Below are 17,724 nucleotides of genomic sequence, written 5' to 3'. Positions count from 1 at the left end.
TCGTAACCTTAAGAAAAAACAGACCACCTCCAGGTCAAGCACATCTATGAATTCCCCCAAGCTCAAACCCTCACTTCTTAAGAACGATTGCTTTTAAGAGGCCCGTCAAAAATCCCAAACCATAGGCAATGTGCAAAATAGCAAAAGTTGGCGGCAAGCGCAAAAAGTGTTCCCAACCATGGCGGATGGCAATAAGGAGTGATACGCCAAAATTCACCGCGGTATAAACCACTAGCAAACCCAACAGAAAATAACGCATCGGCACAATGAAAACAGATAACACTAATGCCACCACCAAGGCGCCAACGAAAGCAGGTGGAACAAGCTGGCGTAAACTAAATTGTGCCGGATGTTTCTGTAGTACACGAACCTTGAAAAATCCATATTGGAAATACTGCCTCCAAAGGGCTTTCAAAGAACTTCGACTGTAATATTTAGACCGCACATCGGGAGCAAGAAGTAACTTTCCTCCCATTGATCTAAGACGATAGTTATATTCATCATCCTGATTTCTGATCAGGGCTTCGTCAAAAGGACCTGCCTCGCGAAGGGTGCTCATTCTATAAGCCGGGAAAGGGATCGTATCAACATAGCGATGTGAATTGACATAAACCCGAAAAGCCGAATTTCCCACCCCAAACAGAGAAGACATAGCAAGTGCGATAGTCCTGGCTATGGGTGTTTCCCCCACGGTTTCCATTGGCCCGCCGACACCCACAACAGGCTCTCGTTCTAAATAATCCACACAGCGCCGAACATAGTCTGGTGCAATGATGCAATGACCATCTACCCGAACCACAATTTCCCCCTTTGCCTTTGCAATGGCAATGTTTAATCCCACGGGCACTATCTTGCCTGGATTATCCAGGAGATATAAATTAGGAACGTGCTTTTGTTGCTCGCAGACGTATTCTCGTGTTCCATCTTCGGACATCCCATCAACAATCAGTATTTCCATACACTCTCGAGGATAGTCTTGGGCCAACACTGCTTCTAGACTTTGCTGGATATAACCTCTTTCGTTTCTAACCGGCATCACAACGGAAACAAACGGGTACTTCTCACCCGCCATTTTATATACTCCTTTAAACTCTTTTAGATAAATCTACAGGGATAAAGGACTGGAATGATCAAGCAGTGAAATAATGAAGCGAAATTTTCCATTCGGGCCGCGTTGGATCGCATCAACTTTGACAACGTCCACGTCCATATCCTCACCCGCTATTTTCTTAACTCGCCTTACAAGCACATCTACATCGCGATCCGAAAATCCTGCTTCAGGAACTACTCGTATCTCTAGATGATCCAAGGCCCTCTGAACAATCTGAGCTTCACGAACAGGTAAATCCGCCTTAAACACGACGGCAATAACTGCATCTATGCGGCGTCCGTCCGGAGACAAGAGCACATCATCCAAGCGTCCTTTTATTTCGGCTAATACTGGCATTTGTCGCCCACATTCACAATGAGTCGGATCAGATGTCCATTGCCCTCGATCACCAATTTCATAGCGAATCAAAGGCATGATCGGGTTGAGCAACCCTGTCAAGATTAACCTACCAGGTTCAGTTTTATCAGCCGGTATGTCCTCTTCCTCCCTTAGAATTTCAATGACCCCTGCATCTGGCCAGACGTGCATGTGGCCAAATTCGCACTCACTGGCTGCAGCAACAGTTTCAGACATTCCGTAAGTATCCACCACTCGACATTTAAAACCGCGCGATAAAATCGCCCTGATCTCTGGTAGCAAAATTTCGGAGTTTGTGATCACTGCATCTAATTGGGGTAATTGCAAACCCACTTTTTCGGCTAAGCGAACTATTAGAGCCAATGCAAAAGGGTACCCTAAAAGATAGCGTACGCGGTATTTCCATAATGCTTCCACATAAGATGAAACAAAAGTCTCGCTGATATGGATTGCAGAAAGATAAAGTTGGTTTAGCCCTGCATTCCAGACCCAAAACGGCGGGTGCTGTTGAGTTACAGCAATGATGGGCTGCGCACCCAAAATGGCCCAACGGTCATGATATGAGAAACCATTCCATCTTCGAACTCGCGCCTCATAAAGAGCATACCATTGACGCTCTGTTTCTAAATTGCGCCATATTGTCAAGGGTGTGCCGGTAGTACCGCTTGTATGTTCCTCAATCAATGAGCGAAAATTCGCTCCCTCAACCACAAAAGCCTTGGGAAATCGACGCAAGGGTTCTTTTTTGAGTATTGGCCAGTTTTCTAAGTAAGCCCAAGATGCCCGATCGCCCCTTTGACGTCGCTTTTCCCAATATTCACGATAATAAGGCACTTGTTTTACTGCCAATTCAAGCATTTCGTCCAAGCGCGTTTGTTGCCATGACTGCCATTCATCCCAAGACCAATGTTCACGAGAAAGTGCTTCATTAATCCTGCGCTCAAATCTTCCCCCAAAGCGTTGGGCTCGCAAGCGAAAACCATGAAGGCTAGCAACCAGTGACTTCAAAGGGTAAGGAAGGCTTTGGTAAAGGGATATCTTATCCATTCGTTAACCTCATAAAAAGCACTACTCATTCCCCCCTCACAAGACAGCAATCTCACGAAATAGAGATTCCCACTTCAAACGTACTGATTGCCAATCATATGTTTCCGCCATTGCCCGCCCCTTTTCTGAAAGCCGCGAGGACAAGGCTGGATCATCTATCAATCTAGTTACGGCATCAGCCATATCAACGGCATTGTTGTCCTCTGTAAGCAAAGCTGTCTCCTCATCTCGTAACATAAACGGGATGCCACCCACAGAAGTAGCAACAATAGGTAACCCAAACGCAGCCGCCTCAACAACACTGACGGGTGTGTTATCCACCCGAGTGGTGCTGAGATAAATATCGTGGGCGCTAAATTCTTGCTGTTTGATCGTCATATCCATAAATCCTACCAAACGAACATTGGCCTCCAACCTCAATATCCGGATTCGGGTCTTGACCTCATTGAGCCACCCGCGATCTTGCCCTCCCATGGTTAAAATTATCTCCGGCCAGCGAGATCTAAGCCGTGAAACAACCTCTAGGGCTAGTTCTGGATTGTAGGATTTCTCAAAGGTGCGCATCCAAATTAATCGAGGTAAACAGGTTTCCCGGCGGCGATAGGGATAATCATGTAAATTAAGCACGTTTGGAATAACACGAACTAAAAATCCCATGGTTTCAAAATGATGGGCTAAATACGGTGATGGTGAAACCACAGCCGTACCTCGGTCAAGTACTCGATGAACCCAATGGGGGAAACGTTGACTAAACTGTGGCAATGCCCCACCATGAAGCCACATGATTATGGGTGTGTCTAACCGTTGCCCAATTAAACTAGCCATATCCGCAAAGGCAAACCCTGCACCCGAGAAGACCATGACAAGAAGAACATCCACCTGATTTCTCCAGGTGAACATAGTAGTGATCGCAATATCCAAAGCACGACGTAGGCGATTGATATGAGTAGAGGTAAGACGTACCGAATAGCCTGCCTGGGTAAATAAGTTTGCCAGAATTTCACCTTGGCTGGTCACCCACCCCGGGTTAACCCCAAGCATTGGACCCACAAATCCTAGACGAGGACGCCTGTTATTCGTTGGCATTTTCACGCTTTCACTAAACAACCACTTTTGGAAGATTTAGAGCATGGGCGATTCTCTGATATAAGTCAAATACGTTTTTCCCCAAATTGGTATAACTATAAGAAGTTTCCACCATTTGCCGCCCCATTGCTCCCATTGTTTGACGCAACTGTGGGTGCTGAACTAACCATGTCACTTTTTCCACAAAAACATCCTCGTCCTCGTGCGGCACCACAAAACCGTTGATACCATCTCGAACCACTCTTGGGGCATCCCCTACTGGCGTCGTAACCACCGGCAAACCTGCAGCCATAGCCTCCAATAGACCATTTGGAAAGCCCTCATGATCTGAGGTTAACATAAACACATCCATACGCGAGAGAAGAGCCGGAACAGCCTCACAATGGCCTAGAAATTGGACCCCATCGGGAATCAGTCCTAAATCAGTCGCCTGCTGCTCCAAGAGTTTCCTAAGACTCCCATCACCAGCAATAATTCCCCCAACGGTAGGGACATGCTGCCGAACCCGCGCTAAGATGCGTAAGAAGCGGTCCAAGCGTTTAACCTCAATCAATCTCGAAACCGTTGCGATCCAAATACGCCCTTCAGGCAAGCAATAAAGGAAAGTCTGTGCAGCCTGTCGGTCATAGGCATGTAAGTCAATCGCATTTGGTAATACAAAAACCTTCGCAGGATTTAAACCAAAAGTAATTGCCCGCTGGCGAGCTGCATACGAGTTACTTAGAATCACATGGGGTAACCGCAACAACCAAGGCCCCCAAAAACCATTCGCACTTAATTCATACTCAAGATCACTTCGTAGGCTTCCAATCGCTACTCCCCTGGTAAACTTTGAGGCAATAGCAGCATAAAGATTCGTATAAAAGTGAGCAGAATGAATAAAATGCGGACGAAAATCCCGAAGTAAGTTGATCAAAGCAAATACTCGCAAAATTGGACTGCCGGATTGACCAAACCAAACAACCGTTATTCCCTCTTTACGCAATACGCCCTCGTAAGGCTCATCTTGGGTCAAGCAATAAACTCGCACCTCGATGCCGATTTGGGCTAAAGCGTTGGCCAGATACACGAGTTGTTTCTCAGCACCTCCAAAACCTAAAGTGCCAGCGATTATGGCTACGCGCAATTTTCCCGAAGAAGCAACCATTTTTGGGGAAGCCATCCTCAAACCCTTGTTCCTTGATGGGCCATTCGCCTTGTTCGCCTAGGTAAAGGCGTCAGCAAATAAGCATTAATGTGCTGGGGATTCAAAAGAGGAATAGAGCCAGCAACAAGATACCACAGATCTTTCCCTTGAAATTCCTTAGAAACAAACGAAACCGCTAAAACCACAGTTACCAAAAATCCAACGGCAAAGCAATGAGGCTCATGGCTTAACCAACCGTTTATTAGAAATGACCCTACCATGATTGCCATTATTAAAATCCCCTGGATACCATTCTCCGCCAATGTCTTGATCCATCCTGAATGTGCTGGACGAGCCGCGCCATTTTGAATATTTAGCAAAATGGCTCCGGCACGAAAGGAACCCGTTCCAATTCCCAGAGGGCGTTCCTGGAAAATTTTTAATCCAGTAGCAGCAATATCAGAGCGTCCACTTGTTCGTTCAGCCAAAGTATATGTAGGATCGAAAAGACGCTGGATTCGATTAAGCGCATAGGCTTCGCGTTCCCATAATAAATTTGACGCCCAGAAAACAGCAACACTTCCAACAACAAGGAAGAGCGTAGTCCAGGAAATACTACGTAAAACCAGCATGTAATAGACGACCACCACAAAAGCCGTCAACAAACTGCCACGGCTTCCGGTGAGAAAAATCCAAATAATATTGACGGCTGCCAGCAATAATAGGATGGAGCGTCCACGCTTAATTGCCCCTGCACTAGGCAATGCAAGCGCAATTGAAAAGATCGCAGTCATTGGAAACGCAGCCCAAGAGTTTGGGTTAATATAGGGAAGATTACCCAGTTGAAGGTAAAACGCTAATCCTCCTAAAACCCCTGCAAAGCCATTGACCATTCCCTGCCAGTAATAGACCCTGGAATCTCGTGAGGCTTTGACAAAATAGATGAGGATTCCCAACGTTGCTCCAACATTAAGCAGATCTTGCAACCCGTCCTTCAAGTACACACTAAGAGGTAACATTAGCGCTAGAACAATCCAAAAAGCCTCGAGCCATCGTGTGTTGGGATCATTCAAGCGTAGAACTAGTCGAAGGTTCAATAGAACAACAATGATCAACCAGTAATTCAATGTGTTCCAACGCCATAGCCCACCACTTAACAGCAAGTTCCGCGTCAGGGGGTCAAGTGTACAAAGCAATCCAATTCCCAAAAGTCCGATACCAGGAAAGCGAAAACCAAGTATCGCCAATAGAAGGCCAACTATATTAAGCACAAGGACAGAATTAGAGTATCCCCAACCAAAACTAAATCCCCACACGACCAGAAGCAGAAGGATCAACCCACGTGCAACCTTGCCGACGGGGTCCGTTGTGGACTCTTCTATACACAAATGGTCTTTTACTTCTGTTTTTCGAGCTTTCCGACCTACGCGCTTACGCTTAAGAGTTACGACTTCACCCATTGCAACCTTCCATCGGTATAAACCCAACCCCATTGCTCAGCACATAACCGAGCAATCTGGTCAACCCATGCTTCTAAAGTCAGACCTTTCACGAACTGACGACAACGCTTTCTAATTTGTGACCAAGGAAAAGATGAAGAAAGCACTTCTTTTAACCTGACTGTCAGGCTACTTACATCTCCTGGTTCAATTAGCCATCCACGCTCTCCATCCAAACCGATTATTTTCCTTGCCATCCCAACATCACTAGCAATAACAGGTAGTCCATGAGCCATTGCATCAAGCCAAGCCTTGCTCAAACCTTCTGTCAAAGAAGGCTGTACGGCAATATCCATGGTAAGCAATTGCGCAGACAATTCCTTCCGATCTAATTGCCCGGTAAACTCTACATATTTCTCGAGGTTCATAGCTTTAATCAGGGTTCCAAGCATGTTCCGCTGAGGACCATCCCCAATTAGAGTTAAGCGAGGCATAGGATGAAAACCCTCTTCTTTTATCGTTTTTAACGCTTCAAATAAAATAGGAAGTCCTTTTTCCGGAGAAAGACGACCTATGAATACTAGACGGGGTTCAATACTCAAACCACGCTCAAAATTTGGCATTACTGTCTCCAATTCCTCATTTGTGAGGGCTGTGGTAAACAACCAATGCACGTTTGGCGAAGGGGGGTTATCACCCATTCCTGTGGCTAACATAAGATTCCGTCCTCCTGCTAAGCGCCGCATTGTCCAACGCATAAAACGGGTAGAAAGCGTAGTCTGATCATTAACCTCCCAAGAGCCCCCATAGCGTACAATTAGATGCTTCCTCAACCCAACACCCACTCCCATCCCAAGTAATGGCAAGTCCCCCGGCAATGGGATATAGACTACTTGGGATTTCCGAATTTCTCGCCACATGAGCAAAAGATAATTTGGAGCATGTTTCAAGACAAATAATTTTCGTTTCCTCCCCTCCCCGTGAGGTGAAGGCAAAACCACTACCTCGATGCCTGCCGGTAGTTCAATTCCACCACTTCCCTCAGTTACCTTTGTAATCATCAAAGTGGTTTGATCAAATAAAGAAGCCAATGCTCTAATTTGGAGAGGGAATCCTCCACTGGAATACCAATGTCCTTTTGAATCCGTCCAGCACTCTTTATAGGAAACTATACACAAACGCATCTCATCTAACCCTCATGAAGGGTTTTAAGCACAACCGTGCGAGGCAGAACAATCTCCAATTTACCCAATTTTGCCAACTCCTGGACCCGTTCCAGGAAGGGAATGAGTTGCCTCTCGCCTTGAGCCCCATTCCCGTTTAGGGCATGTGGATGTGCAAAACAAACCACGAAACCGTTTTTTTCTATTGCGCGGTCAATGAGATTTAGTGTATCTGCTCGAAAACCAAAAGCATTGGTCCTCAGAGTCGTAACACCTCGAATCATCTCAATTTTGGGGAAGAAGGGCTTACGGTATCCCAAATACAACATCAGTCTCTCATTCAACGGTCTATAAGCCACCCTACAAAACGTAAACCCTTCCTCATATAACACTTGGCACAGAAAACCCAAATCTACTCGGTCACGAGGCACTCCACGGCGTTCCGAAAGGCTGATCGAACCTCGTTCCCAAAAATCAAAGGGCTGGTTATAAGTAGGAGCAAAGGTAGTTACCGGCTGCGAAATACAGGTCTCTAATGCTTCTTTACTCTGCCGAATGATTTTAGGTAGATTTCCTTTTCCCACCCCGGGCAACCACTCATGGTGCATGGCGTGGCTGGCAATTTCATGCCCCTGGGTAGCAATTTCGCGGATTAATCCCGGATCATGATATGGACGCACTCCCGGGAGAGCAACGGCTCCAACCACCGCAAAACACGCCTTAATACCAAATTGCTCTAACAATCTCAATAGCCTTTCGGTGCAACTGAACTCCAAGGGTCCCCACGTCTTTGGACCACTACCAGATCGGGATCTTTCTGCTCCCCACTCGGCATCAAAATCCCAAAAAAGGATTAATTTTCCACCCATGCGGCCTCTTCGCTTCGATCCATAAATTCGAGTAATTTGCCAACCGCGATGGTCTCGGAGAATTGGTTAATATGGCTTCTTATACCCTGTCTCACGCACTCTAATTCGTCCCGTGACATCAACGTAATCCCATCAAAGCGCTCCAAAAATGTTTCATCTGAAAAACGCAACCAGTCCAAAGGCACAATCTCCCTCTGCCCTCCAGAATCGTGAACAAAGGGTATCGCTCCCATGGCAATTGCCTCAACTGTGGTCATGCCAAAATGCTCATTTACGGCCGGAAAGACGTAAAAGCGTGTCCGCGCCAGGGCTTGTTTTACTTCCGCATAAGATGGATTAGGTAGAAAAGATACCCTATGGGCTATCCCCATGCGCTCAGCCTGCGCCTGCAAGGAACGTAAATAGGGTATGCGATGGGGCGGCACTCCCCCCATAATCAAGTAGTGCCATTGAGGATACACCTTAGCCAGCCTGAAGATCCAATTCGGGCGCTTATAATCCACAATGCGAGAAAAGAACGTAACCAAATCCCGTTGTGACCAATCCCCCGGATCGAAATGCCATTCCTCGAGATTAATGGGAGGATAAACAACCGGCAATTCTACGCCGTGGGCTTGAAAAAATAGTCCCGCCGTATAACGGGAATTGATCACATAACAATCTTGCCGATGATATTCATAGGCTGGCCATCGTTTCGACAAGACATGCTGATATCCAGCACGGAATAAGCGCATTGGTAGACCCCGCAATCCTCGTCCGGATTGCTCTAATTGGGGAAGTAAAGGCGGGCCGCTTAAGTACCTAACATGCGGCATACCTGTTGGCACCAGAAACCCATTATGAAAAAGAAAGGCAAAACGGTATTTCCTTTCCATTCCTTCATAACTAATGGTGTTAAAGATCCAGGTGAGATAACGCAATGTATTAGGCAACCGATCAATCCAGAGAGTGGGAACAGGAAACCTCACTTTCTCAAATTTGGCTTGGCATTGCTGTCTCTGCAATAAACTTGGGTTAGGAGGAACATCCCATAGGATTGTTGGCACAATACCCCGCCGGTTCAACCCACGAATCAAAGCAAATGCCACTGACTGAACACCCCCTGGTCGGTCTAGCCGATAGACAACCGCCACATGTTTTAAATCCACAAGATCTCTCCCCCTAATTCCTGGCAAGGTTCAAGAGCATCTGAGAAAGAGGGGCTACAATGTTGGGTTGGGCAAAGGTTGCCAGGACATGTTCTCTTCCTGCTAGGCCCAAAGATTTGCGCATCTCTGGATGACTCAATAACATCACTATTTTTGAGGCTAAATCCTCAGCAGCCTGCTCCCCTAATGGATGAAATTTGATGCCATTGACACCGTCTTCGACCAACTCTGCTGCGCCTCCAAAATCTGGAACAATCACTGCACAGCCCGCCAATTGGGCTTCTAAAATCACCCGTCCAAGCGGTTCCCGCCGCGATGTGAGACAAAACACATCCATTTCGCTCATTAACTCCGCTACATCTGTCCGCGGCCCAAGGAAACTAAGATACTTTTGCACCCCTAAGGTCATAGCAAGCGAACGTAAACCTTGTTCGTAATCTTGCTCAGAATGTTGTGCCCCTCCCACAACGACAAAACGCGCTTGGGGAATCTGCTCTAAGACCTTTGGAATAGAGCGAATGAAAAGATCGGGCTGTTTATAAGGAGTCAACCGTCCTACCCACCCCACAATCAGATAGTTATCCGGGAAAAGAAGCCGACGGTGTGCAACCGAAGACTGCACGCGCGCCAACCAAGCTTCTGCATTAATTGGATCGTAGTTCACATAAATTGGAACTCCGTTTGCCATTGGAGCGATAGCGCCTGCAATATCGCATGAAATCGCCACCAGAGCCCTGGCTTGATGCAAAATTTTTCGGTGTAAGGGAACATCTCGTAGATAATCTCGTATGATAATCACAAGAGGCAAGCCTGCCCATTTGGCGCCGGTCATGACTCGACTGGCGGCAGCAAATGTATTGCACACTATTAACCGAAAATCTTCTTGGATGAGTTTTATAGCCAACCAAAAAGATTGAATCTCATGCCATCCTGGAAAGAGACGACGCGGTGTAGAAATAGGATACGACCAGACCGGTAAGTTCAACTGGCGATAGACATGTGCCAATCGCCCTTTTCCAGGCACCAACATGCAAGCCTGCAGTCGAGGATCCAACCACCTTACCGTATCCACTAAAGCATATTCTGCACCACTGACTATATCTGGTCGGTAATGAGCAAATAGTATTTTCACCTCACACCTGATAATGTCCACCCAAGTGAAAACGCCTCTGTAAACTCAGCGCCAGACGGCTTAGCCAGGTATAACCCGGGATCCGATGAAGACGCTGGGTTAGTGTATTAACCTGATCCTTCAGTTGCTCAATGGCGATCAGGGCGGCATCAAGTTCGGATTGTAGAAAAGTTACCTCTCGCAGACGAAACACAGGATGATCAGGATAAAGCCGTTCCAGATCAAAGGCTTCGCTTGGCCAAGAGACAAAATATTCTGGTGAATCGAGAATTCTGGCTGGGAAACTGAGTGGCTTTCCATGTGAATATTGTTCTCGCCTGATCTTAATCATCGTTTCAATCAATTGAACCAAGCGAGGAAGCGCTGGAGTACGACATTCAAGTGCATCATGTAAACAAAAATCCTGATAAAGCATACGCTCAAGCGGAGGATTACGCAGATCTTCTAGAACGGGCTCAATATGAGAAGGACATTTAATCTCCCAAGCCGCTGAAGTATAAACAGGCACGAGATGGTAATTCAATAAAGCTACAGGCAATCCAACCAGCATGGCTTCTAGTTGGGCGGTAGATGGTGTGGTAATTACAGCATCCATCTGAGGCAGCAATTGGTGTAACTCATCTCCCGTGGCCGAGGTGAATGTATTTTCAACCCCCAACTCGAGATGAAGGCCTTTCGAAAGTCGCCATACCACTTCAATATCTTTGCGGTATTTCAAATGAGCACGAAGATCTCTAAGCGACTGAAGTGTTACCTCGCGTTCTTGGGGAGTGAACCCCGGTGTCCTGGCCGTCATAACCAGCAAGCGCAAAGGTCTTCCTTCAATGGGGTGCGTACGTATGGGATAGCGTTGTAGAACAAGATCATCCAGCCGTGGTGCACCAACGATTTCACACTTGCCTACGTTTCCCCACGACTCATACAAGCGAGCGTCTAAGCGTCCTAAACAGGCAACTTTATGGGTTAAGATAGGTTGATTAAGCGGTCGTTTATTTCCGCCCTTGATTCTAGACCAGGTATTGCGCCACTCCTGAATACCATCCATAACAAGAAGAGTAGCAATGTTGCGGCGAACCATTTCCGCTACCACCAATCCGCGCTGAGGGTTACTGGCCTCAAAAGTAATCACGATATCCGGTTGGTAAGCTGCAATCTTGGTTGGAATATACTCTGCTTCAATCACCATCCGTTCACCAAAGTGACGCAGTAAAGGCTCGGCATGATGAAAGAAACCGCTTGCTCCTAGAACCACAATTTCAGGCATGGAAGGTTACCTCAAAGACAAGACGTCTATGCAACTGGAGATAAGGACGCCGATTCCCAATAAGGGCGCGATACCTTCCAAATCTCCAAAAGACTTTCTAAAAGGGCACTAATCTCGCTTAATGGGACCATGTTAGGACCATCGCTGAGGGCCTTTTCAGGATTCGGGTGAGTTTCCATAAAAAACCCGTCCACACCTACCGCCGCCGCAGCTCGCGCCAAATATGGTGCAAACTCACGTTGTCCACCTGAGCGCCCATTCATCCCTCCCGGCATTTGTACACTATGAGTTAGGTCAAACACCACGGGTGCAAATTGGCGCATAATCACCAATGAGCGCATATCCACGACCAAGTTGTGGTAACCAAAACTACTTCCGCGTTCGGTTAAAAATACCCGCTGATTCCCCGTATCAGTGACTTTTTCCACTGCGAACTTCATATCCTCTGGTGCCATGAACTGACCTTTCTTTATATTCACCACCCTTCCACTGCGGGCGACAGTTTGAATTAAATCGGTCTGACGGCATAGAAACGCTGGTATTTGTATAATATCTGCCACTTCCATTACGGCCATCACCTGGCTGGTCTCATGAACATCCGTTAACACTGGAATGTTCACGTCTTCACGTACTCGTGCCAAGATTTTCAATGCGGGTTCAAATCCAATACTGCGAAACGAGCGGTGAGAAGTACGATTGGCTTTATCATAAGAAGATTTGAACACAAATGGCAAGCCGAGCCGGTTGGTGATTTCCTTCAACGCCCATGCCGTCTCTAGCACCAATTCCGCAGATTCCACAACACAGGGACCCGCAATAATCAAAGGAAAATCCCCTCCAATTATGCACTGTGAATCAATGTTAAATGCTTTTGGATGGGACATGGTTTACCTCGCGCCGAGATAAATATCATGGAGTCGAATCAATCCCAGACAGATACCGCTTTCCCCTTCCACAACGGGTAAGACGGAAATCTGAGAAGGCCGATTTTCCATAATCTCCGCCGCCCGGCCCAATGTCACGTCTGGGGTGATTCGGATTGGGTTCTGAGTCATAATATCCCGTGCATGCAGAGAACGAATATCGTCGAACTTTTGCAGGGCACGTCGGACGTCTCCATCGGTTATCAATCCAATTAAGTGGTTGTCCTCGCCCACCACACAAGCCGCACCCAAGGGATGCTGAGTCATAGCAATAACAACGTCTTTGAGCGAAGTCTCCGGTCTGACCCAGGCGATATCTTGAAATCGGTGCATAACATCGCCTACATGTAAATACAGATTGCGCCCCAACTGTCCTGCTGGATGAAACCGAACAAAATCCTGCTCGGTAAACTGACGCGCTATCATTAATGCGGCTGCCAAAGCATCTCCTAAGGCCAAAGCAACCACAGCACTGGCGGTGGGTACAATGCCAAGGGGATCTGCTTCACGTGGTATCCGTGCGTCTAACACCACATCGGCTTCACGGGCCAGGTGAGATTCAAGATTACCGACAATGGCAATTAGTGCTGAACGAAATTGGCGCAGAATCGGCGTGAGACGGATCAGTTCTTCGCTACTCCCGCTTTTCGAAACCAAGATCGTCGGATCACCAGGTGTATAGACCCCCAAATCACCATGAACCGCCTCTGCTGCGTGGAGAAAGACCGCTGGAGTTCCTGTACTGCATAGAGTAGCGGCAATTTTTTGTGCCACATGTCCAGATTTACCTATTCCACTTACGACCACTTTGCCGGAGTGACTTAGAATGATCTCCACAGCCCGTGAAAGGCTCCCGTCCAAATGAGTAGCGGCAAACTGAATGGCGTTTGCCTCATTGATCATCACAGATTGAGCAACCTCAAACCACTTGGATTGCTTCTCAACCAGCATAACTCTTAATCCTCCTGTGAGAAAACCCCGCGTACGCGTTCTAAGTCTTCCCATGTATCCACAGCAATGGGATGATAAGTTGTTTCTACCGTATAGATTTCGTATCCTGCTTCCATGAAGCGCAATTGTTCCAATTTCTCGGACTGCTCCAAAAGCGAGGGAGGAAATGAGGGATAAGACTCTAGCACATCCCGCCGATATCCATAGACACCTACATGCCCCCAGAACTGCCCAACCTCCAACCAACGGTCAGGGGGAAAATCGCGGACAAATGGAATGGGTTGGCGTGAAAAATAAAGGGCACGACCTCGGTGGCTCCGCGCCACTTTTACTACCGATGAATTAAATAACTCATTAGGGTCCAAAATCTGGTAAACCGGCGTGACAATATCGCATCTTAACGTGAGCCAAGATCGGACCAAATCATCTAGTAGAAAAGGATCCAACAAAGGCTCATCTGCTTGCACATTGAGAATGAACTCCGCGTCAATATCTCTGACCAACGAGGCTACTCGTTCGCTTCCTGAGTGGCATGACGAACTGGTTAATTGGGCCTCCCCACCCCACCCTTTTACCAATTGCAATACTTCCTCGGCATCGGTGGCCACAACAACTTTCTCTATCATTTGGCTTTGCTTAACCCGTCGCCAGACATGCCAAAGCATTGGCCACCCATTGATATCGGCCATAACCTTTCGCGGCAAACGCGTCGAATCAAGTCGTGCCGGTATAACGGCACAAATCCTCATAACCCCTCCTCTCATAGAAAACTATCTGACTAAATTGGAGCGTTGGCGAATCAAATGCCACCAGTTCAATAAGATTTTTCCAACCATGGTGTTCCAGAAATAGGCTGGACGATAATACATTGCCCATAACTGATGCCAAAGCGCCATACCAATGGATCGCGAACGCAAACTCATTAACCAATGCCCTTGACCTCTTCGTGCCCTTGCTACTCTTTTACGCTGTTGTCTTGCCCGCCAATCTCCCCACTCGCAATATAAAAGCGCCTTTTCGTCTTCACGATACATTTCCAGCACCTGTGAACCACGCTTTGAAGCCGCATGAAACCGATCTGCTGCTAGAGGATGATCCAACAAGACCACTCTTCCTAAGCGACACACTCGATACATTAACTCCCGATCCATGGTATATCGAAGATCTTCCCGCACCCAACAGCCAGCCTGGCTTAGGAAGTTCCCTACAAAAAACGTGCTTTGTTGAGGTAGATACCACGCCCTTATATCTAGCAAAGACAGATCTAGCGGGGATTGTGCCTTCAGAAAAGGCTTGCGGGTTTGTAATACGTTCCCGTCCTGATCCACCATTAAAACCCCGCCAGTAATTACGGCAACCGCAGGATCAAAACCCCAAGCCATTGCAATCCAATGCAAAGCACCTGGCAAGTAGTAATCGTCCGAGTTCAAATAAGTGATCAACTCCCCTGTGGATCGCTCCCAGCCTTTGTTTATGGCATGGCTTTGCCCGCGATCAGGTTCGCTCACCCACGAGGTAAGCCAGGGTGCATATTCTTGCAAGATCGCCCCCGTTTCATCCGTGCTTCCTCCGTCCATTACATGAATTTCTAAATTGGGATAGCCTTGGAGCAACAACGAGCGCAATGTGGCTTCCAGGTAACGTCCTTGGTTATAACTCGGTATAGTTACACTGATTCGAGGCCATCTGCGTCCGTTGGGCATAAGAGAAGGAAAGATCAGCACATCTTCAGGCGTCCAAGGCCAGCCTCTTTGATTTGAAAGAGGCGGTGGAAGATTAGTTATGGCGTTCACGCGAACCCTTTTGTTTGAACATTGCATCAATGTGCGAAAAAATTTCTGTTGCCACTCGTTGCCAGTTGTAATAAGTCTCAACCAAACGGCGCGCTTTCTGCCCGAGGGACAAGCGCCTGCTCCGATCGGATGCCAATAACAATAATCGCTCTACGAGGTAGCTCGGATCATCAAATGGAACCAAAAAATCAATAGCCTCCATTTGTTGAAGGACTACATTGACCTGTGGTTGAGGCGTCGCAATAACGGCCAATCCACTGGCCATGTAATCAAAAAGTTTTAAGGGCGAGTTATAGTCGGCAACACCAGGCCGATATAGAACCAAACCGACATCCATAGCGGCCAGCCAATGCGGAAGTTCTTCATATGGTTTGGGGCCATGGTAAATCACATTGGGTGGGGTTTGATCCATAGGGAACGAATGACCAATAACATGAAACGTGATCTCTGATCTATGATCATTCCACAACTGCTTAGCCGCTTCCACCATCAAACCAAAGTGATGCCATGATAAATCAGCACTACCAATCCACACCACTCTAAGCGACGCCTCATCGTGGGGTAACGCCGGAATAAGATCGGGACGAAAATGTTCCGAATCAGATCCATTTGGAACTGTTACAGCGTATTTGATCCCTAAATTAGTTTGGACATAATTCTGCAACGCCTCAGAAACACAAATTGCCAAATCGCAGCCCTGCCCATAAGCCCGAAATTGAGCGATTGATTCCTGGACTGCACGTTCCGAACGTCCCATAATGCGATGAAATTCTGGAATGGTATTAAACTCCCACACATGCCCTGCGCCGTTTAGCCACCACCGACGCGGTGGTACAGCATAACGACAGCTCAACGCCGGCATCTCCTGCAATCGCGTGTAAATGACATCCATCTGACGCAAGTTCCACCATCGTTCTAAGCGTCCTTTGGCTAAGGTACGAAGTCGAGGATACTGCGCTACAGGTTCATCCAGCCAAATCGTATGACCCAACTCTAAAGAGTGGCGAATAAATTGTCGGATATGGGCATTACGCCCGCGGGTGTCCCCCGGCTTGTAGTCGGTATTGGCATAATAAATATTCATTATGATCCTATTGATGTTTATACGAGCAGAAAATCTGCGTCTAAACCGAGAGCATGGGCTTGCTCGCGAATTTCACTTTCATAAATGGGATTCATAATAAGAATGGCATCCGGACGATATACCCTTAGGAAAGAAGGGTCAACAATTCTCTGGCCGCTTCCTGCAACGTACATACCGGTCTTACGGGGGTTAATATCCACCACATATTCGATTTCACTCCTTATCCCCAATGCATTTAAAAAAGTAACGCCTTTTGATCCTGCCCCCCAAATGACAACCCGTTTGCCCTCTGCTTTTAAGTGACCCAGTTGCTGCCGCCAATATGCCACCTTATTCTGAAAATGTTCTTGGAAAGCTTGGACATCTTGATAAAGTTGCGATAATTCCTGAGGTTCTGGGAATCTCGGAGACAAAGCATCTGAACTGGGCTCAACATCCATGATAAGATACTGCCCTTCATATGAGTCTTCCACCAAGAGAACTCTAAAACCATTTGCCGTAAAGAGATAAGCCAATGATCCACGGCTAAAATAGGAATAATGCTCGTAAATAACATCCCACACCGAACGAGACCGCAGCATAAAAAGCACATTCGGAACTTCAAAAAAGGCAATCGTTTTTCGTTCCCCGATACTGCGTCTCAGCATCATCGCAAATTCCGCTGGGCGATAAAGGTGTTCCAGGGTTTGGCGACAGCAAATCAAATCGGCCTGGTAGCGCGCATACTGCTCCGAGTAATAATCCTGGATGAACGTCACACGTTGGGTAGCAGGGATATCACCCGTCTCTACATACCCAGGGTCAAAGCCAATCCCACGATTATTTCCCAACTCGCATAACAATTCTAGAAACTCACCTTTACCGCTTCCTATTTCTATGATTTCTTTGTTGTGTAAATCATAGCGATCTATGAGCCGTTCAGCCATAGTGCGAGCATAGGATTGAAATCGTGATGAAAAATGAAGGGAATTTTCATACCACTTCGAGTAATGCATCAGGTCTGAGGAAAACGTCAAGTTAAAAATATGACCACATTGATGGCAAAAGCCCAACCTGATTTCACCACGAGGTGCACTAAGAGCATCATCGCGTTTCGGCCACATAAGATTACAATGTACCGGCACTTGGCTGATATCAAAGAATGGCTCAACGTTTAAGCCTTTACAAATGGGACATTGGGATCGTAGTGGAGGTTTTACAATTACTCGATGAACAACCATTATCGTCCTCT

The 17,724-nt window shown here is 47.1% G+C and carries 16 protein-coding genes; all 16 read right to left on the bottom strand.

Features of this window, described 5'->3' with window-relative positions; translation table 11 throughout:
* Window positions 1–70: 70 nt before the first annotated feature.
* The 16 genes from AC01YT_RS00870 to AC01YT_RS00795 are packed head-to-tail and all read right to left on the bottom strand — an operon-like array spanning window position 71 to window position 17,713.
* Entirely contained in the window at window positions 71–1,072 is a 1,002-nt protein-coding gene (locus AC01YT_RS00870; protein WP_476672226.1) for a glycosyltransferase family 2 protein, read from the bottom strand.
* Window positions 1,073–1,105: 33 nt separating this feature from the next.
* Window positions 1,106–2,515 carry a phenylacetate--CoA ligase family protein gene (locus tag AC01YT_RS00865; protein WP_476672224.1) on the bottom strand — a complete coding sequence of 470 codons (1,410 nt, stop codon included), beginning with the start codon at window positions 2,513–2,515 and terminating at the stop codon, window positions 1,106–1,108.
* A gap of 36 nt (window positions 2,516–2,551) precedes the next feature.
* Window positions 2,552–3,556: a glycosyltransferase family 4 protein gene (locus AC01YT_RS00860; protein WP_476672222.1), complete on the bottom strand. Its 1,005-nt coding sequence runs from the start codon at window positions 3,554–3,556 to the stop codon at window positions 2,552–2,554.
* Window positions 3,557–3,614: 58 nt separating this feature from the next.
* Window positions 3,615–4,763: a glycosyltransferase gene (locus tag AC01YT_RS00855; RefSeq protein WP_476672220.1), complete on the bottom strand. Its 1,149-nt coding sequence runs from the start codon at window positions 4,761–4,763 to the stop codon at window positions 3,615–3,617.
* Window positions 4,764–4,765: 2 nt separating this feature from the next.
* Window positions 4,766–6,187, bottom strand: coding sequence for an O-antigen ligase family protein (locus AC01YT_RS00850; RefSeq protein WP_476672219.1), 1,422 nt, complete (start codon window positions 6,185–6,187; stop codon window positions 4,766–4,768).
* Complete coding sequence (locus AC01YT_RS00845) at window positions 6,172–7,350, bottom strand: glycosyltransferase (protein WP_476672217.1); 1,179 nt, start codon at window positions 7,348–7,350, stop codon at window positions 6,172–6,174. The genes AC01YT_RS00850 and AC01YT_RS00845 overlap by 16 nt, the downstream gene beginning before the upstream one ends.
* Window positions 7,351–7,355: 5 nt before the next feature.
* Complete coding sequence (locus AC01YT_RS00840) at window positions 7,356–8,198, bottom strand: polysaccharide deacetylase family protein (protein ID WP_476672215.1); 843 nt, start codon at window positions 8,196–8,198, stop codon at window positions 7,356–7,358.
* Window positions 8,183–9,346: a glycosyltransferase family 4 protein gene (locus AC01YT_RS00835; protein ID WP_476672214.1), complete on the bottom strand. Its 1,164-nt coding sequence runs from the start codon at window positions 9,344–9,346 to the stop codon at window positions 8,183–8,185. Before AC01YT_RS00835 ends, AC01YT_RS00840 begins: the two co-directional genes overlap by 16 nt.
* Before the next feature lie 13 nt (window positions 9,347–9,359).
* Window positions 9,360–10,478 (bottom strand): glycosyltransferase family 4 protein, encoded by a 1,119-nt coding sequence (locus AC01YT_RS00830; protein ID WP_476672213.1) that lies wholly within the window; start codon window positions 10,476–10,478, stop codon window positions 9,360–9,362.
* A 1-nt stretch (window position 10,479) separates the two neighbouring features.
* On the bottom strand, window positions 10,480–11,742 hold the full coding sequence (locus AC01YT_RS00825; protein WP_476672211.1) for a hypothetical protein: 1,263 nt from the start codon (window positions 11,740–11,742) through the stop codon (window positions 10,480–10,482).
* Between the two features lie 26 nt (window positions 11,743–11,768).
* The gene (gene kdsA, locus AC01YT_RS00820; RefSeq protein ID WP_424911486.1) at window positions 11,769–12,626 is read right to left on the bottom strand and encodes a 3-deoxy-8-phosphooctulonate synthase; all 858 of its coding nucleotides are present in this window, start codon (window positions 12,624–12,626) and stop codon (window positions 11,769–11,771) included.
* Between the two features lie 3 nt (window positions 12,627–12,629).
* Window positions 12,630–13,616 carry a KpsF/GutQ family sugar-phosphate isomerase gene (locus tag AC01YT_RS00815; protein WP_476672209.1) on the bottom strand — a complete coding sequence of 329 codons (987 nt, stop codon included), beginning with the start codon at window positions 13,614–13,616 and terminating at the stop codon, window positions 12,630–12,632.
* Window positions 13,617–13,621: 5 nt separating this feature from the next.
* Window positions 13,622–14,365, bottom strand: a complete 744-nt coding sequence (kdsB, locus tag AC01YT_RS00810; RefSeq protein ID WP_476672208.1) for a 3-deoxy-manno-octulosonate cytidylyltransferase — start codon at window positions 14,363–14,365, stop codon at window positions 13,622–13,624.
* A gap of 21 nt (window positions 14,366–14,386) precedes the next feature.
* Window positions 14,387–15,409 carry a glycosyltransferase family 2 protein gene (locus tag AC01YT_RS00805; RefSeq protein WP_476672206.1) on the bottom strand — a complete coding sequence of 341 codons (1,023 nt, stop codon included), beginning with the start codon at window positions 15,407–15,409 and terminating at the stop codon, window positions 14,387–14,389.
* Window positions 15,393–16,493, bottom strand: coding sequence for a glycosyltransferase family 4 protein (locus AC01YT_RS00800; protein WP_476672204.1), 1,101 nt, complete (start codon window positions 16,491–16,493; stop codon window positions 15,393–15,395). Before AC01YT_RS00800 ends, AC01YT_RS00805 begins: the two co-directional genes overlap by 17 nt.
* A gap of 17 nt (window positions 16,494–16,510) precedes the next feature.
* Window positions 16,511–17,713, bottom strand: coding sequence for a class I SAM-dependent methyltransferase (locus tag AC01YT_RS00795; RefSeq protein ID WP_476672203.1), 1,203 nt, complete (start codon window positions 17,711–17,713; stop codon window positions 16,511–16,513).
* Window positions 17,714–17,724: the final 11 nt, after the last annotated feature.

It is taken from the genome of Thermanaerothrix sp. (genome assembly GCF_056331585.1).
Note: the sequence above shows the minus strand (reverse complement) of the source record. Positions and strands in the feature narration are given on the sequence as shown.